The organism is Runella sp. R0.1_18, from assembly GCF_057652155.1.
Genome location: NZ_JBYFCK010000032.1, coordinates 1 through 26,690, shown reverse-complemented (window position 1 = coordinate 26,690; position 26,690 = coordinate 1). Strand labels below are relative to the sequence as shown.

The 26,690-nt window shown below is 44.9% G+C and carries 26 protein-coding genes; 15 read left to right on the top strand and 11 right to left on the bottom strand.

From position 1 onward, the window contains the following. Nucleotides 1-71 precede the first annotated feature (71 nt). The 9 genes from AC23P2_RS29100 (at nt 72) to AC23P2_RS29060 (ending at nt 8,392) form a co-directional block, all read left to right on the top strand. Nucleotides 72-1,229, top strand: coding sequence for an MFS transporter (locus AC23P2_RS29100; RefSeq protein WP_487776457.1), 1,158 nt, complete (start codon nt 72-74; stop codon nt 1,227-1,229). Nucleotides 1,230-1,292: 63 nt separating this feature from the next. After that, nucleotides 1,293-1,955: a heme exporter protein CcmB gene (locus tag AC23P2_RS29095; protein WP_487776456.1), complete on the top strand. Its 663-nt coding sequence runs from the start codon at nt 1,293-1,295 to the stop codon at nt 1,953-1,955. Nucleotides 1,956-1,974: 19 nt separating this feature from the next. Beyond that, nucleotides 1,975-2,631, top strand: coding sequence for a cytochrome c biogenesis protein CcsA (gene ccsA / locus AC23P2_RS29090; RefSeq protein ID WP_472491221.1), 657 nt, complete (start codon nt 1,975-1,977; stop codon nt 2,629-2,631). Between the two features lie 9 nt (nt 2,632-2,640). Then, nucleotides 2,641-3,318, top strand: a complete 678-nt coding sequence (locus tag AC23P2_RS29085; RefSeq protein WP_487776455.1) for a hypothetical protein — start codon at nt 2,641-2,643, stop codon at nt 3,316-3,318. A 19-nt stretch (nt 3,319-3,337) separates the two neighbouring features. Continuing rightward, nucleotides 3,338-3,580, top strand: coding sequence for a CcmD family protein (locus AC23P2_RS29080; RefSeq protein ID WP_487776454.1), 243 nt, complete (start codon nt 3,338-3,340; stop codon nt 3,578-3,580). After that, a complete protein-coding gene (locus AC23P2_RS29075) occupies nt 3,577-4,011 on the top strand; it encodes a cytochrome c maturation protein CcmE domain-containing protein (RefSeq protein ID WP_487776453.1) in 435 nt (144 codons plus the stop codon). Before AC23P2_RS29080 ends, AC23P2_RS29075 begins: the two co-directional genes overlap by 4 nt. A gap of 13 nt (nt 4,012-4,024) precedes the next feature. Further along, nucleotides 4,025-6,589: a cytochrome c biogenesis protein CcsA gene (gene ccsA / locus AC23P2_RS29070; RefSeq protein ID WP_487776452.1), complete on the top strand. Its 2,565-nt coding sequence runs from the start codon at nt 4,025-4,027 to the stop codon at nt 6,587-6,589. A 526-nt stretch (nt 6,590-7,115) separates the two neighbouring features. Then, entirely contained in the window at nt 7,116-7,712 is a 597-nt protein-coding gene (locus AC23P2_RS29065) for a hypothetical protein (protein WP_487776451.1), read from the top strand. A 107-nt stretch (nt 7,713-7,819) separates the two neighbouring features. Then, the gene (locus tag AC23P2_RS29060; protein ID WP_472491213.1) at nt 7,820-8,392 is read left to right on the top strand and encodes a dihydrofolate reductase family protein; all 573 of its coding nucleotides are present in this window, start codon (nt 7,820-7,822) and stop codon (nt 8,390-8,392) included. Nucleotides 8,393-8,457: 65 nt separating this feature from the next. Here the strand turns inward: AC23P2_RS29060 and AC23P2_RS29055 are convergent, their stop codons facing one another. The 5 genes from AC23P2_RS29055 to AC23P2_RS29035 form a co-directional block, all read right to left on the bottom strand. Continuing rightward, the gene (locus AC23P2_RS29055) at nt 8,458-9,315 is read right to left on the bottom strand and encodes an FAD binding domain-containing protein (protein ID WP_472491211.1); all 858 of its coding nucleotides are present in this window, start codon (nt 9,313-9,315) and stop codon (nt 8,458-8,460) included. Nucleotides 9,316-9,401: 86 nt separating this feature from the next. Beyond that, nucleotides 9,402-11,768: a xanthine dehydrogenase family protein molybdopterin-binding subunit gene (locus AC23P2_RS29050; RefSeq protein ID WP_487776450.1), complete on the bottom strand. Its 2,367-nt coding sequence runs from the start codon at nt 11,766-11,768 to the stop codon at nt 9,402-9,404. A gap of 123 nt (nt 11,769-11,891) precedes the next feature. Then, complete coding sequence (locus tag AC23P2_RS29045; RefSeq protein ID WP_487776449.1) at nt 11,892-12,365, bottom strand: (2Fe-2S)-binding protein; 474 nt, start codon at nt 12,363-12,365, stop codon at nt 11,892-11,894. 147 nt (nt 12,366-12,512) lie between these two features. Then, complete coding sequence (locus tag AC23P2_RS29040; RefSeq protein WP_487776448.1) at nt 12,513-12,959, bottom strand: SRPBCC family protein; 447 nt, start codon at nt 12,957-12,959, stop codon at nt 12,513-12,515. A 126-nt stretch (nt 12,960-13,085) separates the two neighbouring features. Next, nucleotides 13,086-14,003 carry an AraC family transcriptional regulator gene (locus AC23P2_RS29035; RefSeq protein WP_487776447.1) on the bottom strand — a complete coding sequence of 306 codons (918 nt, stop codon included), beginning with the start codon at nt 14,001-14,003 and terminating at the stop codon, nt 13,086-13,088. A gap of 66 nt (nt 14,004-14,069) precedes the next feature. Between AC23P2_RS29035 and AC23P2_RS29030 the strand changes: the two genes are divergently transcribed. Both AC23P2_RS29030 and AC23P2_RS29025 read left to right on the top strand, forming a co-directional pair. Then, nucleotides 14,070-16,157 (top strand): TonB-dependent receptor family protein, encoded by a 2,088-nt coding sequence (locus AC23P2_RS29030; RefSeq protein WP_487776446.1) that lies wholly within the window; start codon nt 14,070-14,072, stop codon nt 16,155-16,157. A gap of 430 nt (nt 16,158-16,587) precedes the next feature. After that, entirely contained in the window at nt 16,588-16,833 is a 246-nt protein-coding gene (locus AC23P2_RS29025) for a hypothetical protein (RefSeq protein ID WP_164489995.1), read from the top strand. Nucleotides 16,834-16,974: 141 nt separating this feature from the next. Here the strand turns inward: AC23P2_RS29025 and AC23P2_RS29020 are convergent, their stop codons facing one another. Further along, complete coding sequence (locus AC23P2_RS29020) at nt 16,975-17,379, bottom strand: hypothetical protein (protein WP_487776445.1); 405 nt, start codon at nt 17,377-17,379, stop codon at nt 16,975-16,977. Between the two features lie 53 nt (nt 17,380-17,432). Here AC23P2_RS29020 and AC23P2_RS29015 point away from each other — a divergent pair, with 53 nt between their 5' ends. Further along, nucleotides 17,433-18,080 (top strand): alpha/beta hydrolase, encoded by a 648-nt coding sequence (locus tag AC23P2_RS29015; RefSeq protein WP_487776444.1) that lies wholly within the window; start codon nt 17,433-17,435, stop codon nt 18,078-18,080. Nucleotides 18,081-18,084: 4 nt separating this feature from the next. Here AC23P2_RS29015 and AC23P2_RS29010 read toward each other — a convergent pair whose 3' ends face one another. The 3 genes from AC23P2_RS29010 to AC23P2_RS29000 all read right to left on the bottom strand — a co-directional run bounded on the left by AC23P2_RS29010 (nt 18,085) and on the right by AC23P2_RS29000 (nt 23,041). After that, entirely contained in the window at nt 18,085-18,903 is an 819-nt protein-coding gene (locus tag AC23P2_RS29010) for a DUF6973 domain-containing protein (protein ID WP_487776443.1), read from the bottom strand. 220 nt (nt 18,904-19,123) lie between these two features. Further along, on the bottom strand, nt 19,124-19,963 hold the full coding sequence (locus AC23P2_RS29005) for an endonuclease/exonuclease/phosphatase family protein (RefSeq protein ID WP_487776442.1): 840 nt from the start codon (nt 19,961-19,963) through the stop codon (nt 19,124-19,126). Then, nucleotides 19,964-23,041 (bottom strand): PVC-type heme-binding CxxCH protein, encoded by a 3,078-nt coding sequence (locus AC23P2_RS29000; protein ID WP_487776441.1) that lies wholly within the window; start codon nt 23,039-23,041, stop codon nt 19,964-19,966. A gap of 461 nt (nt 23,042-23,502) precedes the next feature. On the opposite strand from AC23P2_RS29000, the gene AC23P2_RS28995 reads away from it, so the two are divergent. Then, nucleotides 23,503-24,012: a peptidylprolyl isomerase gene (locus AC23P2_RS28995; RefSeq protein ID WP_487776440.1), complete on the top strand. Its 510-nt coding sequence runs from the start codon at nt 23,503-23,505 to the stop codon at nt 24,010-24,012. A 15-nt stretch (nt 24,013-24,027) separates the two neighbouring features. On the opposite strand, the gene AC23P2_RS28990 is transcribed toward AC23P2_RS28995, so the two are convergent. Further along, nucleotides 24,028-24,219, bottom strand: coding sequence for a hypothetical protein (locus tag AC23P2_RS28990; RefSeq protein ID WP_487776439.1), 192 nt, complete (start codon nt 24,217-24,219; stop codon nt 24,028-24,030). Nucleotides 24,220-24,293: 74 nt separating this feature from the next. After that, nucleotides 24,294-25,037 (bottom strand): hypothetical protein, encoded by a 744-nt coding sequence (locus AC23P2_RS28985; RefSeq protein WP_487776438.1) that lies wholly within the window; start codon nt 25,035-25,037, stop codon nt 24,294-24,296. Between the two features lie 293 nt (nt 25,038-25,330). On the opposite strand from AC23P2_RS28985, the gene AC23P2_RS28980 reads away from it, so the two are divergent. Both AC23P2_RS28980 and AC23P2_RS28975 read left to right on the top strand, forming a co-directional pair. After that, entirely contained in the window at nt 25,331-25,675 is a 345-nt protein-coding gene (locus AC23P2_RS28980) for a hypothetical protein (protein ID WP_487776437.1), read from the top strand. Nucleotides 25,676-25,699: 24 nt separating this feature from the next. Beyond that, nucleotides 25,700-26,527, top strand: a complete 828-nt coding sequence (locus AC23P2_RS28975; RefSeq protein ID WP_487776480.1) for a transposase — start codon at nt 25,700-25,702, stop codon at nt 26,525-26,527. The last annotated feature ends 163 nt before the right edge of the window (nt 26,528-26,690 follow it).

Genomic DNA, 26,690 nt, shown 5'->3' with positions numbered 1-26,690 from the left:
AAGGGCTGAAAGTGAACTCCGCGAGGTACTTTCAGCCCTTTTGTTTTTTTGTTCCACCGATTAGTGTCGATATGTACAATTTGCAATTTTGGCTTTTATGCCTTAGTAACTTCTTGTTTTCTGCCAGTTTTCAAATGATGATTCCCGAATTGCCCGATTACCTAACCGCAATGGGAGGACAAGCGCACATCGGGTTGATTATTGCCCTTTTCACTTTTACGGCAGGTTTGTCGCGTCCATTTAGTGGCAAGCTGACCGATACCATTGGCCGAGTACCTGTGATGGCTTTTGGATCTTTGGTATGTTGTGTAGCGAGCTTGTTTTACCCTTTTGTCCACGTGGTGTGGGGCTTTTTGTTGCTTCGTTTTTTACACGGCTTTTCTACAGGAACGAAACCTACGGCTACGGCAGCGTACGTCGCCGATATTATTCCCGAAAATCGTCGTGGGGAAGCGGCGGGGATGTTGGGTATTTTTACCGCTACTGGAATGTCGTTGGGGCCTGCTATTGGTAGTTACCTCACGATGTCGATGGGCATTAACCCTATGTTTTTTGTATCGTCGGCGTTTGCGCTGTTGTCGATTTTGATTCTGTTAAACATGAAAGAAACATTGGTTCAGAAAGAACGTTTCCGATTTAGTATGCTCAAAATCAGCCGTTCCGATTTGTTTGAGCCGCGCGTACTCAACGTGTTTTTGGTGATGTTTGCCGTTTCTTTTTCGTCAGGGGTCATTCTGACGCTCATTCCAGACGTGAGTAAAACCCTCGGGATTCATAACAAAGGGCTGTTTTTTACGGTCTATACCATTGCTTCGTTGGTGATACGGGTGTTTGCTAGTAAGTCGTCTGATGTTTACGGACGGGTTCCTGTGATGATTATTTCGTCCATACTTTTGGCGCTTGGGATGGGTGTTTTGGGCGTTAGTCAATCGGTGTGGAGTTTTTGGACGGCGGCGATATTGTTCGGCTTTTCATGGGGGCTTAACACCCCTACACTAACTGCTTGGACGATTGATTTGAGTCATCCCGATTATCGCGGAAGAGCGTTGGCAACTATGTACATTGCGCTTGAAGCAGGCATTGGGGTAGGAGCGTGGTGGTCGGGTTGGTGGTACGGCGGAAAACTCGCCAATATCCCCGTAGCCTTTTACGTTTCGTCGGTTTTGGCCTTAGCTTCGTTGGGTTACTTATTGTGGTGGAAACGCGCGCATCGCACCGTAGTTGGATAAAAATTAAAAACTAATGACCTTCCTCAGTACAACGCGTTGGTTTGTGTCGTAATTTTGCCCCTGATGCAAGAACTTCGTACCCTCATCGGAAAAGAAATAACCCTCGAATGGCGCCAACGCTACGCCCTCAATGGGATGCTGTTGTACATTGTAAGCACGGTGTTTGTCTGTTATTTGAGCTTTAAACTCAAAGCTAACCAGTTGACACCCATTACGTGGAACACGCTATTTTGGATTATTATCTTATTTACGGCGGTTAATGCCATTTCCAAAAGTTTTACCCAAGAACGCGCTGGACGTCTTTTGTACTATTATACCTTAGCAAGCCCTCAAGGCATTATTCTTTCCAAAATCATTTATAATTCGGGATTGATGCTGGTATTGTCACTGACGGGGTTTGGGTTTTACGCTTTTGTGATGGGCAACCCTGTCGGCGATTTGTGGATGTATTTAGTAACGATTTTTTTGTCAAGCATAGGGTTTGCCTCGTCGTTGACAATGGTGGCGGGGATTGCCTCCAAAGCAGAAAACAATGGTGCCTTGATGGCAATTCTGAGTTTTCCAGTGATTATACCTATGTTGTTGATGGTGATGAAGTTAGCAAAAAATGCCCTCGATGGCTTAGACCGTGGGTCTAGCTCGGAAGAAGTGATGATTTTGTTGGCCTTGGATGCCATCGTGGTTAGTTTGTCCTTAATTTTGTTTCCTTATTTGTGGCGTAGTTAGAGAATTAAAGTAATACCTTATGAAAAATAACTGGTGGAAAATAGTAGCGGTGCTACTGCTGACTTATACACTTTACTTTGGATTGATGGGGACTGTTCCTCGCCGTGCCATTTTGAACGAAAGTATCCGTAACGTGTATTTCCATGTACCGATGTGGTTTGCCATGATTGCCATGCTCACTACCTCGTTGGTATATGCCATTAAGTATTTACGTACCAATGATTTACAATACGATCTCAAGTCGGTAGAGTTTACCAATGTCGCTATTCTGTTGGGAATTTTGGGTTGCGCTACGGGCTCGCTGTGGGCTTCCGTGACTTGGGGAGACCCTTGGCCAAGTGACCCCAAACTCAATAGCGTGGCAATCAGTATGTTGATGTATTTTGCTTACTTAATTTTGCGCGGGTCTTTTGACGATGAACAGCGTCGGGCGCGTATTTCGGCCGTGTACAATATTTTGGCGTATGCGGTGTTTATTCCCCTTATTTTTATTCTCCCTCGTTTGACGGATTCATTGCACCCAGGCAACGGTGGAAATCCAGCGTTTAGCGAGTTGGATATGGACAACCAAATGCGACGAATTTTTTACCCCGCAGTGATTGGCTGGGGATTACTTGGAACATGGATGGCCACGGTACGGGTGCGAGTACGAATGTTGGAGGAGCAGGCAGACTAAAGTAGATGAATGAAAGGATTGTGGATAGTTCTTGTGGTTGGACCTTTGTTGGTGATGGGGCAAACATCCAGCCGAGAGTATGATAAAGTAACTTTTAAGTTTACGCCGAGCACGTTGATGTCGTTAACAAGTCCAGCGTGGCAAGCTGGTTTTGAATACCGTCCCAAAAAAAGTTTTGGAATAAACACGGAATTTGGGTCAAATCTAAGCGGATTGCGTTACGGGTTCACTTGTTTTTCTTGTTCGGGGAAGCAGTATTATCATGCAAACTTCAAAATGAAAGAGGAGTTTCGGTGGTACATGACGCCTGGCCCTAACCCAGAATGGTATTTTGCCCAAGAAGTATTTGTGATGAGAGACAACTATAAGCTAAGGAATGGGTATTCGAATCAAGATTCTCTGTACTACACCTTTGGTAGGGCCGAATATGACCGACTTGTGTTTGGAACAGCCTCAAAAATAGGCGTGTTGTACAATTTGAATAAATATTGGCGATTAGAAATGTTTATAGGCTTAGGAGTTCGGCTTCATCGTTCAAACTTTGAGTTGTGGGACGAAAAAAGAATGGAAGGAAAGCCATCGAGTGATTCACCTTTTAATCGAGCCCGTCCAGTCAATGTTGAAATGCTACCTCACCCGTCGATGGGTTTCAAATTGGGGTATGTACTTTGGAAAGGAACTGAATAATTTAAAATAACGAATCAAAATGAAAAAAAATAGCAAAAATACCTTTATTTCTTCCCTTCTTTTTGTGTTGGTTTCTTTAAACCTATTTGCTCAACAAGCCGTTGAACAGGAGATTTCAATGGCTGACCAGATGCGTGCCGATGGTAAAATTTGGGTGGTATTTGCGGTTATATCGGTCATTTTTGTGGGGATTATTGCCTTTTTGGTAAATATAGATAGGAAAGTTTCAAAATTGGAAAAGCAAAAATCAGTAAACAAATGAAAAAGATACACATTTTTGGACTTATAGTCATCGCGATTGCGATTGGAATCATTGTTTCGACCTACGGAAACGCCAGTACGTATTCCAATTTTACGGAAGCAGAGGAATTGGCAAAAGAAGGTGAAAAATCGGAAATTCACGTGGTGGGTAAACTCACCAAAGACGGAAACGGACAGATAGTTGGAATGAAGTACGATCCCGTTATGGATCCCAACCATTTTGAGTTTATGTTGGCCGATACCAATAGAGTCGTTAAGAAAGTAGTATATGGCAGCCCTAAACCGCAAGATTTTGATAAGTCGGAACAAGTAGTGGTCATTGGGCGCATGGAAGGCGACCACTTCGCTTGTAATAAAATCTTGATGAAGTGCCCTTCTAAATATACCAACGAAAAGCCAGATTTTAAAGAAGCGACGGCTGCTAAACTGTAGATTATACCCAACCATGACCCTCGGAAATTTAGGACACCTTCTCGTAATTTTATCGTTTGTAACGGCATTAGTGGCTACTTACGCTTATCTGCGTGTCACGCTGTTACGAACCAATTCCTTAGAACTCAGCTCTTGGAAGCGCTTCGCAAGAGGAGCTTTTTATGCACATGCAGCGGCCATTGTGGGCGTATGTGCGACGTTATATACCATTATTTATGGTCACCATTTTGAGTATCATTATGCGTGGAGCCACTCTTCAAAAGCGTTACCATGGTACTACAGGCTTTCGTGCTTTTGGGAAGGCCAAGAAGGTAGCTTTATGCTTTGGATGTTTTGGCAAGCCGTTTTAGGGGTGATCCTTATTCGTACTAATAAGCTCTGGGAAGCTCCCATGATGACGGTTTATACCTTGGTACAGGCATTTTTGACGTCAATGATTTTGGGGGTCATCATCCCAGGCATCGATTTCAAAATCGGAAGTACGCCTTTCTTGACCATGCAGGAAGCCATGCCTGATTTACAAGTTTGGGCAATGAACCCTAATTTTGTTCCAAAAGACGGAAATGGCCTTAACCCATTGCTTCAAAACTACTGGATGGTGATTCACCCGCCTACGTTGTTTTTGGGATTTGCCCTTACGTTGGTTCCGTTTGCGTATTTGATGGCGGGACTATGGAGGAAGCAAGTGACTGAGTGGCTTCGCCCTGCATTGCCTTGGATGCTTTTGACGGGCGTGATTTTGGGTGTCGGTATTTTGATGGGAGGCTATTGGGCCTACGAAACCCTTAGCTTCAACAGCTACTGGAGCTGGGATCCCGTCGAAAATGCAATATATGTGCCTTGGCTGGTAGGAATTGCGGCCTTGCACACGATGATTATTGCCAAAAAAAATGCCTCGGCTCTCAAATCGTCGATTATTCTTGTAATAGCCCAGTTTATCCTCATTTTGTATTCAACCTTCCTTACCCGAAGCGGAATTTTAGGAAATTCATCGGTACACTCTTTCACTGATTTAGGGCTTTCAGGTCAGCTATTGCTCTATTTATTGGCCTTTATTGCAGTTTCGGTAATTATTTCGGCCCGTGCTTGGAAATTGCTCCCTTCCGATGCCGAAGAAGTTTCGACTTATTCGCGGGAGTTTTGGCTCTTTATCGGTGCTACAGTGATTTGTTTGGCAAGTTTTCAAGTTATTATTCCGACGTCTATTCCTGTTTGGAACAAAATTGTAGAGAGTTTCGGGGGTGTTTCTAAATTGGCGCCTCCTACCGACGCCATCTCATATTATACAAAATTCCAGCTTTGGTTTTTTGCTGTCATTGCCATTTTGACGGGTATAGGCCAGTATTTTTGGTGGAAACGGGTTCAAAAGGGTAAAATGCAAGATTTGCTTACTCCCGTTTGGATCTCGTTGTTTATCACCGCTTTACTCATCACTTTTGGTGGTATCAATAAACTTCCTTACATCGCTTTACTGACGGCCTCAGTGTTTGCATTGGTGGCCAACATGACCATTATTTTGGGGGTTTTGAAAGGAAGTTATCGTCTTTCGGGTGGGGCTGTTACCCACATTGGTGTGGCATTGATGCTGATTGGGATTCTGTGGTCGTCGGGTTACCAAAAAGTAGTTTCGCTCAATGGCTCAGGGTTATTGATTTCAAAAGAAGACTTTTTTACGAAAGAAAATAACAAAGAAAATAAAGAAAATGTACTGCTCTGGTTGGGTCAATCAACACGTATGGGCGACTATCTGTTGACCTACCGCGGCCCACGCACCGAAATTCGGGATGTGCCACAGTACGTGCCAAGCAGCTGGCTAGACATCATCGAGGGAGATTTCCACGCGGTATGTTTACGTGATATTACGGTTGGTGAAAAAACCTACCATAAAAAAGGCGACACCGTAGCGGTCTATCCCGAAAACGTGTTTTATGAAGTAGAATATCGCGAACCGACGGGTCGAATTACGACGCTCTTCCCTCGTGTACAATTTAATGAGCGAATGGGTATGGTAACTTCTCCAGATATTAAGCGTGAACTCAATAAAGATTTGTATTCATACGCTATGATTGGGAGCAACCCAAGTGAAAGTGAGGAGTGGTCGCCTACTGAAAACTTCAGAGTGGCGTTGCAGGACACTTTCTTCGTAAACGACTACGTGGCGGTGCTCGAAAGTGTTACCCGTACGAATGCCGTTGAAGGGGTGGCTTTAAACCCGAATGACATTGCAGTAAAAGCACAAATCAAGATTTTGGACAAAGAACGTGAGTACTATGTTGCTCCTACTTTTGCCATTAATCAAGATCGCATGGTGATGCGCAAACCCGAAGTGAGCGAAGAATTAGGGCTTCGGATTCAATTTATGGAGATTGATCCTAAAACGGGAACGTTCAGCTTTGATGCCAATTCAAAGCAACGCGATTATATTGTGATGAAAGCCGTAGAAAAGCCGCTCATCAACGTACTTTGGATTGGAACGCTGATATTGGTGGTTGGTTTTACCATGTCAACTTTGCGTCGCTTTAGGGAGTTTCGTTTGATTCGTGATAAAGGTGTTGAATTGGAAAAGGTTTTGGATTAAACCGTTGTTCTAAAACTAGCACAACAAAAAAGCAAGGGCGGAAGTCCTTGCTTTTTTGTTTCTACCTCATAAAACAAACTTGTAAAAACTGCGTGAACAATCATCACAATGGTACCGTCGAATTGGTAAAAATTTTAACAAAAAAGGACGAGGAACCCGTTCAATGGCACTTGAGCCGCAGTAAGTACACTTTCGGGAGGCCGATACGGTGGTTGAAAAATTTTTCATAACAAAATAATGATTGAGGAAGCCAGTTAATAAATATACAGTAAAAAGCATAAAAATACCCTGTAACAACTTGATTAATTGCTGTTTATAAAGAAGTTATTTGATAAATACAGTTTAAGGTTGTTATTGTTATACAATTAGTTGGGAATATTTTGAGGCTTTACTGGTTATTTATTGGAGGTATTCGTGGGTACAAGTATTATTAAATCTGAATGAAGGCAATTTTGGCCGTCTTTTTGCTTGTGTTTTAACAGAAAGACGCTTAATATCGTTAAATGAAAACACATAATGGCCTAGTTTGAAGCTAGGTACTTCTGAAAATTTGATTCAATTTGGGAAAATACTGCTGTTGAGTGGCCTTGTTATCGTAACAATGGTGGCTTCACTGCGCCCGCCTACAACGGAAGAAATCAACGCCGAGCGCTTTACAAAAACACTTATCTTTAAGAAACACCAATTTGAAATCAGCACGAGCGAGGCAGGAGCTGTGCGTGAAATGGTGATGAAAGTAAGCCGTAATAATCAATTATTAATTACGATTCGCCAAAAAACTGACGGTTGGGTCATCAACGCCGAAACCGCCGATTTGGACCAAAACAACGCGCCCGAGATTTACATCTACTCGTGTACGTACGGCAGCGGAGCTTTTGGAAAAGTATATGGCTACCAATTTTTCCCCGACTCGTTTGACAAAATACACATGGCTCCTCTGACGCCCGAATTATCGAAAGGATACATGGGGCACGACATGTTCAGAATGGAAGATGACCACCTGGTTCGGCAGTTTCCTATCTATCTTGCAGGTGACATCAATGCCAAAGCAACTGGCGGGATTCGGAAGATAAAATACAAATTACAGGACATTGAGAAACGACTGGTGTTGATTCCAGAGTAACCTAGGCTTGTCGTAATCGCCCCTTAGAATGGCGTAATTCCACCCCTCACGATAGCCAAAAGCTTCCTACCTTTGTTCTATCAATTAAACGACAAAAAATACACAGCGTGAAAAAACTAAAATTACAAATGCAAATGACCCTCGATGGGTTTGTGGCAGGACCAAACGGAGAAATGGATTGGATGACCTTTCCATGGACCGAGGATATCATCAACTATGTCACCGAATTGACCAACTCATTTGATACTATTGTGTTGGGAAGAAACCTTGCCGAAGGCTTTATCCCGCATTGGAAGGGAGTAGCCGATAATGCCGACAGCCCAGAAGTTGAAGTGGGTAAAATTTTTACAGAAACACCAAAGGTAGTTTTCTCAAAGACATTAACGTCATCTCCTTGGGAAAATACGGTGGTGACAAACGGTGAGTTGGCGGAAGAACTGAATCAGTTGAAGCAACAAGAAGGGAAAGACATCATTGCGTACGGTGGAGGAAAATTTGTGTCCTCATTGTTGAAAGAAAATTTGATTGACGAGCTTCATTTGTTTGTTAACCCAGTTGCCATTGGTAACGGAATGCCCATTTTTGCAGCGTTGGACGGGAAATTACCCTTTGAACTCGTGACTTCAAAGCCTTTTGATTGTGGAATTACGGTGATGAATTACCGTAAAAAAACGCAATAAGTTTTTTTGGTTTAATCACGGTTTTGAGTGGGGCGGGTTACTCATAACCCGCCCGCTCACACTACTTATAAACCACAGGCACCTACCAATGCGCGTTTGGCATATACCTTGGCTAGATGTTTACGGTAGGTTTTCGAAGCATAATGATCCTCGTTCAACTCAGCACTTTCGGCCGCAGCATTAGCGGCGGCTTCAATGGTTTCAAGAGAGGCAGACTTACCGACAAGCGCAGCTCCTACGGCTTCGTCCAAAAAGGCACCGTCGGCGCTTACGCCCGTAAAGGCAACAGTGGCGTCGGTGATAGTGCCGCCATCAATGGTGACCGAAGCGGCACAGCCTACAATAGCAAAACGAGAGGCAGGCTGCATAAATTTACGATAAACGCTCCGCGAACCTGCCGCAGGGGCTGGAAGAACTACTTCAGTGACAATTTCACCTTCTTCGAGGGCGGTGTAGAAAAACCCTAAAAAAAACTCCGTCGCTGGAATCTCACGGGTACCGCTGGGGCCTTCTACTTTAATGCTGGCATTGAGGGCAATCAAGGCCGCAGGCCAGTCGGCTGAGGGGTCGGCGTGGGCAATGCTTCCGCCCAAAGTACCTACATTGCGTACTTGGGTATCGCCAATTAGCTCACCAGCTTCAATCATCACGCCGTAGCGACTCTGAATATCGGCATTAGAAATAATGTCGTGGTGTGTACTGGCTGCACCAATGGCTACGCCACCATCACGGACTTCGATATAGCGTAACTCAGGAATCCGAGCGATGTCAATCAACAACGAAGGGCTGTTGAGGCGAAGCTTCATGGCAGGAATAAGGCTGTGGCCACCTGCCAAAATTTTTGCGTCTGGGTTTTCTGCCAAAAGGCTAATCGCCTCGCTCACCGACCCTGCGCGTTTATAATCAACTGCTTGTGGTATCATGTTTTGAGTAGTAAATAAGTGGATGAATGGCGATTGCAGAATGCAGAGTGTCGAATTTTGGACACTCTGCATTCTGCAATCGAAACTTATGATTGCATTGCCGACCAAACGCGCTCAGAAGTAAGCGGCATACGGATGTCTTTGACTTGATGACCTGCTGACCAAAGTGCGTCGATGACGGCATTAACCACCGCAGGAGTTGAACCAATACAGCCAGCTTCTCCCGCTCCTTTTACCCCAAGTGGGTTGTGTGGGCAAGGCGTTACTTGACGGTCAAGCTCAAACATTGGCAAATCATCGGCGCGAGGCATGGCATAGTCCATGTACGAGCCGTTGATGATTTGACCATTTCCGTCAAATTCAACTCCTTCGAGCAGTGCTTGCCCGATACCTTGTGCCAAACCACCGTGGATTTGTCCGTCCACAATCATTGGGTTAATGACATTTCCTACGTCGTCAACGGCGATGAAGCGTTTTACCTTGGTCGCTCCCGTTTCTTTGTCAACTTCTACCACCGCAATGTGACAACCAAACGGATACGTAAAGTTGGTAGGGTCGTAGAAACTGCTAAAGTCAAGCCCAGGCTCAAGGTTGGCAGGATACACGTGTGGTACGTAAGCCGTCAGGGCAATGTCTCCAAAACCCAGCGATTTATCTGTACCTTTTACGGTAAACTTACCATCGACAAATTCAATATCATCGGGTGAGCATTCGAGTTTATGCGCCGCGATTTTAGCGCCTTTTTCGATGATTTTATCCAAACTTTTTACGATGGCGCTACCGCCCACGGCCAACGAACGCGAGCCGTACGTACCCATCCCAAACGCAACGGTATCGGAATCACCGTGAATGATGTCCACGTCTTCCATTGGAATACCGAGACGGTCGGCTACTACTTGGGCAAACGTAGTCTCGTGGCCTTGTCCGTGCGAATGGGCTCCCGTAAATACGCTGACTTTGCCCGTAGGCTGAACGCGTACTTGACCTACTTCATACAAACCTGCTCGCGCTCCCAACGAACCCACAACGGCTGACGGGGCAATACCGCAAGCCTCAATGTAGGTAGAGAAACCTACGCCCAGGAGTTTTCCCGAAGCGGCGGCTTCTTTTTGGGCTTTGCGGAAATCTTCGTAGCCAAGCATTTCGAGACCACGGTGGAGTACCCCGTGGTAGTTACCACTGTCGTACTGTAAGGCCACGTTGGTTTGATACCCAGGTTGAGTCACCCCATCAAACGCAGGAATAAAGTTTTTGAGGCGTAATTCGGTAGGATCAACCCCCATTTCTAAAGCCGAAAGGTCGAGAAGACGTTCCAATAAATAGGTAGCTTCGGGGCGGCCTGCACCACGATACGCATCGACGGCGGTCGTATTGGTAAACACACATGTCATGTCTAAGTGAATCTTAGGCGTGGTGTAAAGTCCTTGCAGAAGCGTACCGTGCAGGTAAGTCGGAACAGCCGTTGAGAAGGTTGAAAGGTAAGCGCCCAAATTGGCAAACGTCTTGATACGAAGGCCAACGATTTTGCCGTCACCATCAAAACCCATTTCTGCTTTGGTGACGTGGTCGCGGCCGTGGGCATCGGTCAAAAATGCCTCAGAGCGTGTTTCGGTCCACTTGACAGGGCGGCCAGTTTTTTTAGCCGCAAGAGTAACCAATGCCTCTTCAGTATAGTGATAAATTTTTGAACCAAAACCACCACCTACGTCTGGCCCAACGACGCGAACCTTGTGCTCGGGCAAACCAAGGACAAAGGCACACATCAACAAACGAATGAGGTGCGGGTTTTGGGTGGAGGTATAAAGGGTATATTTATCATAGACGCCGTCATAGTGGCCAATGTAGCTGCGAGGCTCCATGGCATTGGGCGAAACCCGCTGGTTGACAAATTCTAACGTCGTGATATGTGCAGCGGAGGCCATGGCCTCATCCACCTCAGCTTTCGGATTACCAATTTCCCAGTCAAAACAGATATTGTTGGGAACATCGTCGTGAACCAAAGGCGCACCTGCTTCTACGGCCTTGGAGGCGTCGGTGATGGCAGGAAGTACTTCATAATCAACAATAATAGCCTCGGCAGCGTCTTGCGCTATTTCGCGACTTTCAGCGACAACCATCACAACCGCATCCCCTACGTGGCGCACTTTGTCTTTGACCAACAGCGGATGTGGCGGTTCTTTCATTGTTTCGCCATTTTTGAAGTTGACCTGCCAGCCACAAGGAACGCCATAATGACCTACTTCATCGCCAGTCATAATGGTTACAACCCCTTGCATCGCGGCGGCGGCTGAGGTATCTATGCTCTTGATGCGTGCGTGGGCGTACGGACTTCTAAGTATGTAGGCGTGGGTCATACCTGGGAGGTTAATGTCGTCAGTATAGCGACCTTTGCCCGTAATAAAACGCTTATCCTCAATGCGTTTTACTGATTTTCCAATGAATTTATTGCTCATGATAGTTAGCCCCCCAGCCCCCGATGGGGGAGTTTTTTTATCTCTTGTTAACCGTCATTGATTAGGGAGTCAATTGGTTTTGTTAAATCGCTAAAAATTGGGTTATATTTCCCCCATTGGGGGCTAGGGGGCAATTTCTAACTGCCCAGCGGCGTGCTGTACCGCCCGAACGATATTGTGATAACCCGTGCAACGGCAAATGTTTCCTTCTAACCCTTCGCGGATTTCTTGCTCGGTAGGGTTTGGATTACGCTTGAGCAAATCGGCAGCACACATAATCATGCCTGGGGTGCAGAAACCGCACTGAAGGCCATGCTCTTCTTTAAAGCCTACTTGGAGTGGGTGCAATTCGTCGCCTGAGGCCAAACCTTCAATGGTGGTGATGGTAGCGCCGTCGGCTTGAGCGGCAAGCATAGAACATGATTTTACTGCATTACCGTCGAGGTGAATTGTGCAAGCGCCGCAGCTACTGGTATCACAGCCTACGTGCGTGCCAGTTAGGCCAAGAACATCGCGTAGGTAATGTACCAAAAGCAAACGGCCTTCTACGTCGTGAGTGCGTTGAGTACCGTTGACAGTTACTGTTATTTTTGGCATACTTCTTAAAAGGTTATGTGCTTTCGCACGGTTTAAAGGAAAGATGTTTTGTATTTCAGACCTTCCAAGTTTCCAAAACTTGGAAGGTCTCCTCGGTCGGGTTTTGAGAAACCCTTATCACGTTAGCTAAAAAAACCTTGGCACTTTTTAACTTGCGGCTGCTAGTTCGTCTTCGAAATTTTTGAAAAATTGTTTGGTCAAAGTGCTAGCGACGCCACTCATGACGCGGTTGCCTGTACGAGCCAATAGCCCCGACATATCAGCTTTGCCGTCAAATGATAATTCGGTTTGGGAATCGGAGAGCGGCTTCAACGTCATGTTGATGTCGGCATTGACGTTGCCGATTTTGCTGTTTTGTACCACACGCAACGTAAAACTCTCGGGAGCTACGGCATTAGCTACCTCCGCTTTCCCTTCAAATTTGCCCGCAACTGGTCCAATTTTTACCTCAGCAATGGCTTTATAAACGCCTTCGCTTTCGAGCTCAAGGCGGGAGATACCTGGCGTTACTTTGGCTAGCGTATCGGGATTCATCAACATCGCCCAAATGGTTTCTGCGGGTGCATTGAGGGTATGAGTTCCTGTAAGTTCCATGTAGCAAAGACGTGATTAAGTAATAGAAATTATTAAAATAATAATATTTCAAAGCTACAACAATCTAATAGGATATGAATGGCACTATTGTATTAAAAAATAGAACAATTCTATCAAAAGGCGTCGTTAAAACTTAACGATTTTTTTGCGGTAATTGGCGGGGGTGTCGCCAGCAGCTTTTTTGAAGACTTTTTGAAAATAATTAAGGTTGTTATAACCACAGGCAAAGCAAATATCTGAAACACTGTACGATGTGTTATACAAAAGCTTCATTGCCAGTTGAATCCGTTGTTGATTAATGTACTCTACGGGGGTAATGCCATACTGCTGTTTGAAGCACCGAAAGAAATTAGGTTCACTCATGCAGGCTTTGTCGGCTAAGTCCTTGATAGTTAGATTTCGGTGGATATTCTCTTGTACATATTTAACCGCGTAGGCAAGCCGATTGGTATTGGCCAATTGCTGTAGGTTAGTACTGAGCACCATTCGGGCTTTGGTTTGCATAAGTCGGACGATGAGTTCTAGCAATACCAAATTGGCAAAATAATCTTTAGCGGCGTTATTTTCCGTAAAGAGGTAAATAAGCCGACCGATGAGCTGGTGAATGGCGGTCTCGTTGGTAAAATAAAAATTATCGTTGGCAAACTGCCAACCTTCGTTGTTGTCCACCAGCGGAGAATGCTCGTTGAGGGTTTCAACAATGGTGCGGATTTTAGAAGGCGAAATCGCCAACGCCAAACATTGGGTAGGATTTTTGCTATTGGCTTCGGGAAAGTCGATGCGCATGGTTTGATTGGAAGGAACAATCACCGATTCACCTGGAAAAAAATCAAAGGAAGGGGAGTTGGTCAGGTGCATTACTTTTTTACCCCGAATCATGCTGGCCAGCACGGGATTAGAAAAAGTAAGTTCTACGTTTTGGGCGGCTTGGTGGGTCTCGTAAATATTGAGTTCGGCATTATCGAGGGTGTAAGCAGTACGGTTTTCGACAACGAGTTCTAACTTTCTGCTTTGAAGATGGGTTGTAATGTCGAACGAATTCATAAAAAGGAAATGTTAATTTGAATAGCGACCGTTCACACTGATTATTGGATATATACCAACAATTTTATGATTATTTTTATACAAAAACAACAGGGCTTGGCTATTAAAATTCTATTAAGCCTTTCAATATTTGTTTTCCTTGGGGGGCGGCCTGCAAAAGCTCAGAAAAAAGATACGGTTTTACTGCGCCAACTTGCTCCCGTGACCGTGACAGCTACGCGACTTGAAATCAATGAAAAACGTTTGCCAGCAGCATTGACAGTGCTCAACGGCGGGCGGATTCAAATTGGGCAGCCGCAACTGTCGATGTTTGAATCGCTGGGAGGTGTGGCAGGGCTTTTTGCTCAAAATCCAGATAATTATACCCAAGATTTACGCATTTCAATTCGGGGATTTGGGGCACGTGCCGCGTTTGGGATTCGTGGGATTCGCCTCTACGTGGACGGCATTCCTGAGTCCACACCCGACGGTCAAGCCGATGTGGATAATCTTGACATGGGAGCAATGCAGCGGTTGGAGGTGATGCGCGGGCCGTCGTCGGGGTTGTTTGGGAATGCAGCGGGAGGGGTAATAAGCCTACAAACCGAAAATGCGGCCCAAATGCCGTTGGCCGAAGTACAAGGTACGGTGGGTTCGTACGGTTTGCGGAGTTGGCGTTTTAAAACGGGTGTTCAACATAGAAAACTACAAATGGTGTTTGTCGCAACTCGTAATCAATCAGAAGGTTATCGGGGAAACAGCCGCATGGAAAATACGATTTTGAACCTTAAACTGCGCTATGATTTTGATTCGTTGACCCGACTTTCGGTGTTGGCCAACTACGGCACTAGCCCCGTAGCTGATGACCCAGGCGGTTTGACGCTGGCGCAAGTGGCCGAAAACCGTCGTCAAGCTCACCCAAACAACCTTCGGTTTTTGGCAGGGGAGTCGGTGACCCAAGGCCGCATTGGAATCACGTTTGAAAAAACGATGGGTAACCACCTGATTTTTGTGCGTGCTTTTGGGACAAAACGTGATTTTGCCAATTATTTGGCGTTTCAGGCCGCAGGGGCAGGAACCATCAATCGAACTTTTGCAGGAGGAAGTTTTCAGTATCAATTTTCCCAAAAATTTGATTTCCTCAGCTATCGTTTTCGGATGGGGCTTGACTTGGAGTCGCAAGGAGACACGCGCCGACGATTCGATAATATGACGGGGGTGAGAGGAAAATTAACTTTCGACCAATTGGAATCGTTTAAGAACATTGCCTCGTATATTACTCAAGAGCTATCGTACAAAAAAATAACGATGCTGGTAGGACTACGTTCGGACGTGATTCGCTTAAAAGCAACCGATTATTTTATATCGGATGGCGACCAGTCGGGTGGCCGTAATTATAGTCGAATCAATCCTACGTTGGGACTTTCGTGGGAGGTATCCCCAGCGGTAAATTTGTACTCTAACTTAGGGAGCAGCTTTGAAACCCCAACCATGAGTGAGTTGTCGAATAACCCTTCTGGAACGGGTGGATTTAACCCCGAGCTAAATCCGCAGCAAGCCTTGAATTACGAGATAGGGGCAAAGACTTATTTTGGACAGCGTGTACGGGCTGATTTGGCGCTGTTTACCATTGAAGTAAAGGACGAACTGGTGCCGTACCAAATTACGGGCCAAGCGGGACGGGTGTTTTACCGAAACGCGGGCCGTTCAAAACGGCAGGGAATTGAAGCAAGTTTGAATGCCATGTTAGCCAAAGGTTTAACCTTGTTTTCAAACTATACGTATTCGGACTTTACTTACCGTGAGTACCAAACCGCCACGGGGAAATTTGACGGAAATGTGTTGCCAGGTATTCCTAAACACGCGGAGCAGGTCGAACTTCGTTATTTTATGTCTTCGGGGTTATTTGCAATTGCTCAGGTACGCCATGCGAGCCAACTATATGCCGATGATGCCAATGCCGTGACGGCCAATGGATATAGCCTTTTGAATCTGCGTTTAGGGGGGCAAAAGACGTGGCGGAAGTTTCACATTGAACCTTTTGTGGGAGTAAATAATTTGTTGGACGAGACCTATTTTCAGAATGTTCAAATAAATGCGAGTGTCAACCGTTATTTTGAGCCAGCGCAAGGCCGTTTTTGGTTTGGTGGGCTGAAAGTAGGAGTGAATCGGTAATCAGAAGACCTTCCAAGTTTGGATAGCGTAGAATAAAAACTTGGAAGGTCTTGAAAGGGAGAAGCTAGACCTTCCAAGTTTGGTTAACGTAGCATTAAAACTTGGAAGGTCTTGAAAGGGAGAAGTTAGACCTTCCAAGTTTGGTTAACGTAGCATTAAAACTTGGAAGGTCTTAGGCCGTGCAGTGAGTAGCTTACAAACTGCTTTTGAAATAAAAAAACAAAAAAATGAGCAGTCATTAAACCTTTTTCAAAATGCTGCGTCTAAAGGATGAACACTAAGAAATCTACCTAGACAATCAGCTACCATGAAAACAAAACTCATTTTTGCCGCGTTATTAATTGGATTTATCTCAATCTCGGCTCAGGCAACGGAAAAACCCCGTAAATTTGAGCACAGAAAACATCACCGTCACGATCGCCGCGAGGATGTGAGAGATAGAAGAGAAGACAAACGCGATCATCGCGAAGACCGACGCGATCGAAAAGAAGATATTCGTGATCGGAAGGAAGATCGTCGCGACGCGAGACACCACGGAGGGCGTCGTGACCGTTTGGAAGACCGCCGTGACCGCCGCGAGGACGTCAGAGACCGAAAAGAAGACAAACGCGACCGCCGCGAAGATGTTCGCGATCGAAAAGAAGATAGAAGAGACCGACGTAAGGGAACTAATTAAAAGGGATTGAATGTTATATAGTTGTTAGAACAACAGAAGTTGTTACACAATTTATCCAAGCGATCTTACGTTAAGACAAAATATTTTTAAAATGGCTGTATGGGTTGGACACGCCTCGACTTTTAGTTGGGGCGTGTTTTTTTATTTTCTTGAGGAGGTTTCGTACAGCCCATTCCCAAAAATAAGTATCAAAATCAGCGGCGTGAGGTGCGCACCCGTTTTAAAACCTGCGCCGGTCATGGCGTAAGTGCCTGACGAAAATTTGAAATAAGTATTGATTAATATACCGATAGATAGCACAAGAAAAGCACCTAACACGGCGAAGGTAGTCTTTTTGGTGGCTTTTAAGTGAAGACCTAGCACAATCCCTTGGCATACCAATGCCGTAAGCCCTACCGTGGCAAGGGCTCGGGGAAAGGTTCTAATCATGTCATATTTGAACATCATTACCCCTATTTTGCCTAGAAGATTGGGATGAGCGAGCAGCCACGCATCTACAACTACCAATACAGCTAAAATAAGGTAGAAAAAAAGGTTTGATTTCATGTTGTCGGTTCGGGTTTTAAGTACGAATATTGCCAACAAATATACTTCATTTTATGCAAGAACATCACTTAGAGGTAAAGCGAACGGCGCGTTATTTTACGCTGGGCGAACTCAACGAGTCCACCCAAAACGTTTGGTTTGTGTTGCACGGATACGGACAATTGGCGCAGTTTTTTATCCGAAAATTTGAAGTGTTGAACGACGGCCAAACCTTTGTCGTTGCCCCTGAAGCTTTATCTCGGTTTTACCTAGAAGGCGTTTCGGGTAGGGTAGGAGCGACGTGGATGACGAAAGAAGAACGTACCCACGAAATCTCAGACTATATTTATTACCTCAATCACCTGTACGACACGCTGTTGGAAGGCAGAGATATATCTACGTTGACCATTAATTTTCTCGGGTTTTCGCAGGGAAATGCGACTTTGCTTCGGTGGCTCAACAGCGACCACGTTCGCTGTGACCGTTTACTTATTTGGGCGGGCTTTTTTGGGAATGGCATAGCCGACGTGATTGAGCCCAACAAACTGGCTACTGTTCCCACTACGCTTGTGTATGGTTTGCAAGATGAGTATTTGGTGCAAATTGATACCAAAAAGTACGAAGAAGATATACGAATGGCCATTCCACACATAGAAGTGGTGACATTTGAAGGCCGCCACACCGTTGGCAGTGCTGTTTTACACCAAATTGTGAAAGGGTAAATACCTATTTATTACCACAGCCATCAATATAGGCCGTAAAAACACTGCCAGTTTCGGCCTTAAAACCTGGGTTTAACTGCACGTATTTTTGGGCGTCGTAGGTCACTTTTGCCGTGGCTGTGATGACGTTTTTGGCTTGAATGTTTGCGCTCACTTCAAATTTTACAGCCTCTGTTATGGGGTGATTTAAAAGCAAAACGGTTGTACAAGGGTCGATTCGGTACAAAAGTTTATTCACCTCCAGCGGCGAACTTGCGGTGTTTTCGAGCAGTGTCCAAGCGGTATCGGTATCTGCGTCATGGCTGGCTAAATTTTGTTCAAGACTAACCGTAACCACTTTAGGTTCAATGGCTTTTAAATGCAAACTGTCAAGGAGCTGATTGACGGTTGTGTAGTTTTTGAAAGAACGACCTACCAAATTGTTGTGCAAATCCATGGCGGAAGCAGCATTTTTGACCAGCGCCGTACCTGCGTCGTTGTATTCGTAAGCCGAGGTAAACAGCCTCACCACTTCAGTAGCCGTAGCTTCAGTAGCCCCGATATCTTTGAGTTTTTTGACCGCCAAGGCATTCCAAACCGAGTGCCGAAAGGCATTGGAGCTATTGTCGTTTTGTGCCTGCGCACCCGCCCCAAAGCGCTGGTCGGTATAGGTGTTAGCTTCGTTTCCTGCGTCAAAAATTAATTGGGCTTGGACGGGATACTGATAGACCAGTGCTTGAACGCGCGGATTAAATCCCAAAAATGAAGTAGAGAAATGTCCTTTGGAATGAACCGAAAGTACGACAAAAATAAGCAGTAGCGACGTAATAAAACGACGTAGCATATTGGTTGGTTAGGGAGGAGTTAGGCTAGTAAAGGTACGTGAAAATAGGGATATTTTACAACAAAATACCCGACCCACTCTAAATTGGCGGATCGGGTATCAATGTCCTTGATAACACCACAAAAAACAGAAGGCTTTTGCTTGTACCAAACGCCTTTGTTTGATATTCAAAGCTGCAAAAATATTCTTAAAACAAGATTAAATTAGCCTTAAACTTTACTTAAAATATAATTTTGGCAACTACAGGCTGATGGTCAGATGGATAGCGTTGGTCTTTGGCATCGGTTAAAACACCGTATTTCAACACTTTGATGGGCGAACTGACAAAGATATAGTCGATGCGCTGTTTCATAGGAGCGTCGAATTTGAAAGCGTTGAAAGTTCCTTCGGGACCATAGGCTGGAGTTACTGATACATCGTGGGTATCGTTAAGTGCGCCTTTCATGAGTTGAATTTGTTCAGTTTCGGGGGTTGAGTTAAAATCTCCCGTGCAAATGACCAACGCATTACCCGCAATTTCCTTCATTTTTTTGACCATCAAATGCCCCGATTGACGGCGCGCTTCTACCCCTTGGTGGTCGAAGTGGACGTTGAAAAAGTAAAACTCTTTTTTGGTGTTGAGGTCTTTGAATTTTGCCCAACTGCAAATTCGATTACAGCAAGTGGCGTCCCAGCCTTTTCCTGGCGTTTCGGGGGTTTCACGGAGCCAAAAATCTCCTGATTGGAGTAATTTAAAACGGTCTTTTTTGTAAAAAATCGCTGAGTGCTCGCCTGCTTCTTTTCCGTCGTCACGACCTTTGCCAACAAACGCAAATTCAGTTAATTCAGCAACCCCGTTAAGTTGGTGTCGTAATGCCTCTTGTGTTCCAAAAATATCCCATTCGTGAAAACGAACAAGCGCTTTGACATTTTCTTTGCGGTTTGGCCAAGCGTTCGGGCCGTCGTTGGGCGTATCGTAGCGCAAATTGTAGGTGGCTACATTGATGGCCTTTGATGGCTGTGCGTGACTGGCAAAAAATGCACAAAAGGTGAGAATTGGAACTAGAAATAGTGTTTTCATTTATTTACGTTTAAGACTGGATAAATACTCAATTAAATCAACCAACTCTTGCTGACTCATGGATTCGTGAAGGCCAGCCGTCATCAGCGATTCGTCAAGTTTTTTCATCGAAACCACCTGACTCATTTTATAGCTTTGGGAAGTTCCTCCTGGGAATTTGAGCAGCAAGTCAGTTTCGGTCTTGCTGGCTACAATTCCGACTGTCGTGCTGCCATCTTTGAATTTCACTTCGTAGCCTTCATAGCCAAAACTTACCCCCGCACTTGGGTAAAAAATAGCCATGTATTGACCGTCTTTGCCAAGTTTGCTGCCAATTTCGGATAATTTAGGCCCAAAATCTGACCCTTCGCCGTTGACTTGGTGGCAAATAGCGCAGTAGTTTGCAAACACCGTTTTACCGTTGGTTATGTTTCCTGTGAGGGTCATTAGCTCGCTGACAGGAGGGAGTTTTTTGCCCGTTTTAGTTGGAGCTGCGTCAAGGTATTTGGCCGCCTGAATCTTGACGTTTTTGCGCCAAGCACCGCTTACACCCTGCACGGCCACCGCTTTGTAATCGTTGGCGATTTTACCTTGTTGGAGTAAGTCAAGCACGAGGTCTTCGCCGTCCATACTTCCGCCCAATGCCCGCGTAGCTTCCGTCCGAATGGCCTTGGGACGTTTGGGGTCTAGTGCTACGGTTTTTAGGATGTCCAATGATTGTTTGCTACCAATTCCACGAAGTGCAATCAACGTATTTTGGGCTTTGGCGGCGTCTTTACCGTTGATGGTAGCCCAAAGAAGCGGAGTTTGCTCTTGTTTCAGCAACTGTCGAGCCGCGTCGCGGCCTTCGCGCTGCATGGGTTTGTCGAGGGCGAGTTGCAACAACCGTTTTGCTTCGCTGGCAGGCTCAAACCGTTGTACCAAATCCATGTATTCACCCGTACCGTAGCTGGCGTCGAGTAGTTTTTGAAGGTTTTGCTGCGCTAAAGGCGAAGTTTTAACAAAACCTGGGTCGAGGTGACGGAGGCATAATTTAGTGATTTCGGTGTCGGTATTGGTTTTCATCAAATCCAGCAACGCCGTCGATTTTTCGGTAGCCCCTGGGTTAAAATCAAAAGCCCTGAAATAACGAAGACGGTCTTTCAACGCCACGTTTTTATCACCCGCCAACGAGGCCAACAACGGCACCGAAGCTGCCGTCCGTGCCCGCCAAACGAGGTCTTTTCCTTTGGCTGAGGCAGTTGGGTTAGGCCCAGCAAGTTTGAGCCAAGTGCCAAAAAACTTATCCCATTGACCATCGGCCGATACCCCCAAGGCTTCGAGGTACCAGCGGTCTTGTCCGTCGTAGCGGTTGGCCAATTGAGCCCAAATATCCGCCGCGAGGTCGTCGGTATTATGACGAATCGCTAATGCCACTTCACGACGGACCTGCGGTTCTGAGTCAGAAGCTAAGAGATTCAATTGCTCAACAGTCAACGGCAATACTCCTTTGGCCGTAATTTGGCGCGCGGCCCGAATGGCGGTAATGCGTAAATCAGCGTTGGCATCTTTTAAAGCCGCACTGACGTATGAATGCCCGTTGGGAAGTTTGCTCAACAACCACAACGCGCGCGCTTTGATGCGGGGGTTGGGCGACGTTTGGTACATTTTAGAAAGCTCACCTTCAGCAGCTTGGCCGAGGCTACGAATTTTGTTCCACGCCAAATAGCGCACCGAAACGTTAGGACTTTGAATAGCTTTGAGCGCACCTTCCAACGTTGTGAAATCGTGGGCAGGAGTTTTGTATGAAGTATTTGGGGGCGTGATGCGGTAGATGCGTCCACGGTTCAAATCGCCCGCTTGGTGACCACCTACGCCTGGGTCGTACCAGTCGGCGGCAAAAAGCGAACCATCAGGAGCCACGCACACATCCGACGGGCGGAACCACTGGTTGCGTTTGCCGTACAGTACGTTTACCATGTTGGCTTTGTAGCCCGCGCCATTTTTTTCAACGGGATACGAACGAACTACGTTTGGTCCTGCATCACAGTGAATCATTTGATTTTGAAAAACACTTGGCAACATATCGCCTTCATAAATCACCATACCCGTAGGCGAGCCTGCGCCCGTCTGAAGCAAGTTCGGAACTACGCCTGGGTCGTTGAGGTGCCAGTGGCGGTGCGGGATTTCGGTTTCGATATTGGTGCGATTGGCACTCCAACCCGCCCCCGTCATCTCGTCGGTGTAGCCGTAGTTGCCGTATTCCATCACGTAATTGATACGGACTCCCTTGTTGCCATCATCGTCGTTGTCCGACTGCCACATGGTGCCGTAGCTGTCCACGGCCACTTCGTAGTTATTGCGGAAATTGTGCCCAAGTACTTCTACATTTTTAAAATCAGGGTCGCAGCGGAACACCATCCCTTGCTTGTATTTTTTGCGGTCGATGGGCTGCCCGTCTTGGTCGAGTACGGGTTGACCTTTGCCGTCCAACAGCTGATTTCCTTCGTTTCCAAAGTTAAAATACAGTTTTCCGTCGGGGCCAAAGGTAAAGGCGTGCATCCCGTGGTCGTGTTGTTCGCCTTTGATTCCCTGAAAAATAATTTCTTTTTTGTCGGCTTTGTCGTCACCGTTTTCGTCGGTAAAGAGCCACACATAAGGGCTTTGAGATACCAGTACCTTATTGCCCATCACCAAAACTCCCAGTGGAGCGGCCACTTCTGGCCCTTGATAAAATACTTTGCTAAGGTCAGCTTTGCCGTCGCCGTTGGTATCTTCCAAGATAAGAATGCGGTCACCTTCGGTATGGGTGGGATTTCCCGTAATGGCAGGGCGGTAGTTGTAGGCTTCGAGCACCCAAACCCGTCCCCGATGGTCGATGTCGATGTTGGTAGGGTTGGTAATCATGGGTTCAGAAGCGAAGAGATTAGCTTCCAAGCCATCGGCCACTTCCAGCGCTCCTGTGGCATACTTTAGGTCGTGTTTTTGCTCTTGCGTAAGCTTGGCATACACGCTATCGAGGCTGTTTTGTGCGCCTCGACTTGGGTTATCGTTTTGATAACTAGCGACTAATCCACTGGTCATGGCCAGTGCGCCTAGTCCCCAAAGGTATTTTTTCATGGAGGTCGTTCATTTTAGGTGATGGTACAACAACTTCAGTAAAAGGCCGAAGCCCTTTCTTTTTAACCTATCTGTGGGTAACTAACTCGTGTTAAGGATTGGTAATATTCAATATTGACATAGATTGCTCTTTGGAAGCTTTTTTGTTTAAACATTTTAAGTATTTGATCAAAAGTTTTTGAGGAATTTAAAGCAGCCTCGGTAGAGGTGCAACATTTGTAGTAGTAGCAAGAGATTTTTTTTAAATCTTTGCTTCGGAGAAGCACAACTTTGTGCGTTTGCGCAACTACTAAACAAAGTAAGCCTCAGACCTGCTTCATTTTTTCTACTAGAATGTAGCTCTATTGGAGCAATAAATAGTAGCTTTTTATTTTAATGTGTTCAACTGGCCGAAACCCAAGAAATAGGAGAAAATTGAAGAAAGAGCTACCTTTAGGGCTTATTTAAAACGTACAAAACAGATGTCAGCAAATCCAAAAGTTTTCTTTGATATTACCGCCGATGGCGCTCCGTTGGGTAGAGTTATTTTTGAACTTAGGGCAGATGTGGTGCCCAAAACAGCCGAGAATTTCCGAGCGTTGGCTACGGGTGAAAAGGGTTTTGGCTTCAAAGGAAGCGTCTTTCACCGCATTATTCCTCGTTTCATGCTCCAAGGGGGCGATATTACCAAAGGCAACGGAACGGGTGGAAAGTCTATTTACGGAGAAAAGTTTGCCGATGAAAATTTTCAGTTGAAGCACACAGGGCCAGGAATATTGAGCATGGCCAATGCAGGCCGCAATACCAATGGTTCTCAGTTTTTTATCACGACGGTAACTACCGCATGGCTCGACGGAAACCACGTCGTTTTTGGGGAAGTGATAGAGGGAATGGATGTGGTGCTACAAGCCGAAAGCTACGGCAGCCCGAGTGGGCGGACTTCTAAGAAGATTGTGATAAGTGATTGTGGTGAAATTAGTACTGTGAGCTAGTGGGCGTCGGAGACGCTAGACCGAGCGCGCCCCAAATTGTAGTTTGGGGCGAGGCTCGCCAGTGGCTTTTCCATCTTCCACTATGACGGCTTTCCACGTACCGACTAGGTTTTTTTCAATGGTGGGGGCAACGCACTCCTCGGATTTGGAGCTACAGCCGATAAATAAAACAGCAATAATGAAAAAAGCAGCAAGGTGTTTGAACATAAATAAATGGTTAAATGAAATGAATTATTGAATGTGTTGAAGGTCATGAAAGGTTGATGGATGGGGTTTGATAATCACTCTAAAATAGGATTTTCCAAAGGCTTTACCTGTTTTAAATCCTCATAGACTTTATCAAAAGCAGCCAGCATATTTTTGCCTTCCTCTTCTTCATTAGCCCACTCTACCAGCGTGCCTCTGACGAGCTGATAGATTTGCTCATAATTAGGATTGCCTGCTAACTTGGCAATAATGAGTTTGTGAAATTCAATACTATATCCTATTGGCCCAATTTCTCCAAAATAATTAAATTTCAATGGTTCGGTATTTATTTTTTGGTCTAACCACCTTACATCTCTCGACTTTTCCAAAACGGGGATAATCAGATTCTCATATTGCCATTTGAACTCCTCGAAATAACGCACTATATCCTCTTCCTCGCTGTTGTATCTAATTAAATCAGCCCCGCCATGCATCATAGCGTCGTCGGGATATTTTTCATATTTTTTATCAATACAAATAGCATTGGTCCCGAATGTGGCTAATGTTGGCAAATGAGATAAAAATGTAAATCCCCTTGCCTGCTCAAAATACTTATCCCAGTATTTTTCAATATCTTTGTATCCCCTGATGAGGTCATATTTTATGCTACTGCCATGAATCACTTTAGAAACATCAAAAGTGATTTGGTCAAATCCAAACGGAAGTAATCGGGTAAATACATAAGCAGGGTCTTCTGCCAAATGCTCGAAACCTTGGCTTTTGAGGTAGTCAGTTGCTATCTCAATCAGGTATTTTTCTACATCTTCAAAATGTACCATATCAAAAAAGGTTATTGTTCTATTTCTATACGCCGCACCAAATTTACTTGGCCGCTTGTTGTTTGGGTGGCTACTTTGGAAACTTCTTTTATTGAAAACTCAGTAAAACTTTCGTGCCAAGATAATGTATTGGTTTTCAATTTATTGTAGGCATTTTGTTTAAAATAGCGTTGAATAGTATTCTTACGAGAGTTAATATTGGTTATGGAAAATTTTGATAGCTATATTTCAAGCCTATTATTAGGCATCAAAGATTCACGTTGTAAAAAAACTACGAGCAACTTTTAAAAAAGATGTTAACGTCTCAACATACACAATTATGGGCAATGAGCTCAGATAGCAACGAATATGAACGTTTTCGGAATCTGTTGAGCGGTCGGCTAAAAAATAGTGTAACGCCCGAATCTATCAATGCCCAAACCTTAGCAATGGGTATGTCTAAGGTTGGTTTTAAAGATTGTATAGAGCTTGTCCATGATGGCAGCGACATCCGCAAACCTCATAGCAAAAGCTTGCCAGATTTGGGGAAGGTACGAGACCTTGATGGGGACATTATTAATGGGTATAGCACTTTCAATAGCTTGGTTATCAGTGACCTAGACAAAAGTATTCATTTATTAAACTCAACTCCATATTAAACATCAGACCCTCACTATAACTTGATGGTAGGGGCAGGTTTTAATGCCCAAGACATTATTTTTGAACAAATCACTCGCTGTGACCAAGCACTCAAATCGCAGTTTGGCGGGCTTGCTATACGCCATATTCTTGATAGAGGTCACGATGACCAAAGTACTTTTGAGCATATTGACCGACTACAAAGCACTTTTGTCATACGAGTCAAATCAAATCGCAATTCAGATGAGTTTCAAGTTGATGCCAACGCTAAAAAACAAGCTATCAAACTCATGGAGGCTAGTTTTGCGCATAGTTTTGTTAAACCTTTAGAAAAATTCGTTTGGAAAAATAAATGTTACCAACAAGCCCAACTTGATATTGCTATCACTGGGCTTACATTAGGCCAAAATAGCTATCGAATCATTAGAATTAAAGTCTTCGACCGTGAGGGTAAAAGTATATTTAAAGAACCTATGTTGCTCATAACAAATGAGTTGGTGAAAGATTTTGACCATGCTTTTGCTATCTATGAAAGTTATTTGAGACGCTCTAAAATAGAGACCGTATTCAAATTCTTAAAAGAAAATATGGGGTGGCAAACTTTTCGTATCCATGATTTTCTCGCTATCCAAAATGTCTTATCTCTCTGCTTCTTTGTGGCTGGGTACTTCTATGAACATCAAACACAGATAGTCAATGATTCACAAGCTAAATTCATTTGCTCACTGGCGAACAGCAAAGGCAAAATTACCAAACACTTTTACTTGCAGGGGCTGAAAATAATCGCCCATTCGATCATATTTCAACAATTCATCAAACAACACAAGTTGTCACATCAGGAGGTAATACAATTATATAACAGAGTATCTTGAATTTTACTGAGTTTTCAATCTTTTAATGTTAATGGCTGATTTGCAAGGTATCTATTGTTTTCAAAACTTAAATTATTCACTAACCAAAACTGAGCGACAGTTTTGGTGTTTTTGGCCGTTTCTATAGTTACAATGGCGGCATCTTGTCCATCGGTAAAAAGAG

What these genes read in the sequence shown, in the direction of transcription:
- AC23P2_RS29100 (WP_487776457.1), top strand. Translation starts at nt 72, where the DNA reads ATGTACAATTTGCAATTTTGGCTTTTATGCCTTAGTAACTTCTTGTTT.
- AC23P2_RS29095 (WP_487776456.1), top strand. Translation starts at nt 1,293, where the DNA reads ATGCAAGAACTTCGTACCCTCATCGGAAAAGAAATAACCCTCGAATGG.
- ccsA (WP_472491221.1), top strand. Translation starts at nt 1,975, where the DNA reads ATGAAAAATAACTGGTGGAAAATAGTAGCGGTGCTACTGCTGACTTAT.
- AC23P2_RS29085 (WP_487776455.1), top strand. Translation starts at nt 2,641, where the DNA reads ATGAAAGGATTGTGGATAGTTCTTGTGGTTGGACCTTTGTTGGTGATG.
- AC23P2_RS29080 (WP_487776454.1), top strand. Translation starts at nt 3,338, where the DNA reads ATGAAAAAAAATAGCAAAAATACCTTTATTTCTTCCCTTCTTTTTGTG.
- AC23P2_RS29075 (WP_487776453.1), top strand. Translation starts at nt 3,577, where the DNA reads ATGAAAAAGATACACATTTTTGGACTTATAGTCATCGCGATTGCGATT.
- ccsA (WP_487776452.1), top strand. Translation starts at nt 4,025, where the DNA reads ATGACCCTCGGAAATTTAGGACACCTTCTCGTAATTTTATCGTTTGTA.
- AC23P2_RS29055 (WP_472491211.1), bottom strand. Translation starts at nt 9,315, where the DNA reads ATGATACCACAAGCAGTTGATTATAAACGCGCAGGGTCGGTGAGCGAG.
- AC23P2_RS29050 (WP_487776450.1), bottom strand. Translation starts at nt 11,768, where the DNA reads ATGAGCAATAAATTCATTGGAAAATCAGTAAAACGCATTGAGGATAAG.
- AC23P2_RS29045 (WP_487776449.1), bottom strand. Translation starts at nt 12,365, where the DNA reads ATGCCAAAAATAACAGTAACTGTCAACGGTACTCAACGCACTCACGAC.
- AC23P2_RS29040 (WP_487776448.1), bottom strand. Translation starts at nt 12,959, where the DNA reads ATGGAACTTACAGGAACTCATACCCTCAATGCACCCGCAGAAACCATT.
- AC23P2_RS29035 (WP_487776447.1), bottom strand. Translation starts at nt 14,003, where the DNA reads ATGAATTCGTTCGACATTACAACCCATCTTCAAAGCAGAAAGTTAGAA.
- AC23P2_RS29030 (WP_487776446.1), top strand. Translation starts at nt 14,070, where the DNA reads ATGATTATTTTTATACAAAAACAACAGGGCTTGGCTATTAAAATTCTA.
- AC23P2_RS29020 (WP_487776445.1), bottom strand. Translation starts at nt 17,379, where the DNA reads ATGAAATCAAACCTTTTTTTCTACCTTATTTTAGCTGTATTGGTAGTT.
- AC23P2_RS29015 (WP_487776444.1), top strand. Translation starts at nt 17,433, where the DNA reads ATGCAAGAACATCACTTAGAGGTAAAGCGAACGGCGCGTTATTTTACG.
- AC23P2_RS29010 (WP_487776443.1), bottom strand. Translation starts at nt 18,903, where the DNA reads ATGCTACGTCGTTTTATTACGTCGCTACTGCTTATTTTTGTCGTACTT.
- AC23P2_RS29005 (WP_487776442.1), bottom strand. Translation starts at nt 19,963, where the DNA reads ATGAAAACACTATTTCTAGTTCCAATTCTCACCTTTTGTGCATTTTTT.
- AC23P2_RS29000 (WP_487776441.1), bottom strand. Translation starts at nt 23,041, where the DNA reads ATGAAAAAATACCTTTGGGGACTAGGCGCACTGGCCATGACCAGTGGA.
- AC23P2_RS28995 (WP_487776440.1), top strand. Translation starts at nt 23,503, where the DNA reads ATGTCAGCAAATCCAAAAGTTTTCTTTGATATTACCGCCGATGGCGCT.
- AC23P2_RS28990 (WP_487776439.1), bottom strand. Translation starts at nt 24,219, where the DNA reads ATGTTCAAACACCTTGCTGCTTTTTTCATTATTGCTGTTTTATTTATC.
- AC23P2_RS28985 (WP_487776438.1), bottom strand. Translation starts at nt 25,037, where the DNA reads ATGGTACATTTTGAAGATGTAGAAAAATACCTGATTGAGATAGCAACT.
- AC23P2_RS28980 (WP_487776437.1), top strand. Translation starts at nt 25,331, where the DNA reads ATGTTAACGTCTCAACATACACAATTATGGGCAATGAGCTCAGATAGC.
- AC23P2_RS28975 (WP_487776480.1), top strand. Translation starts at nt 25,700, where the DNA reads ATGGTAGGGGCAGGTTTTAATGCCCAAGACATTATTTTTGAACAAATC.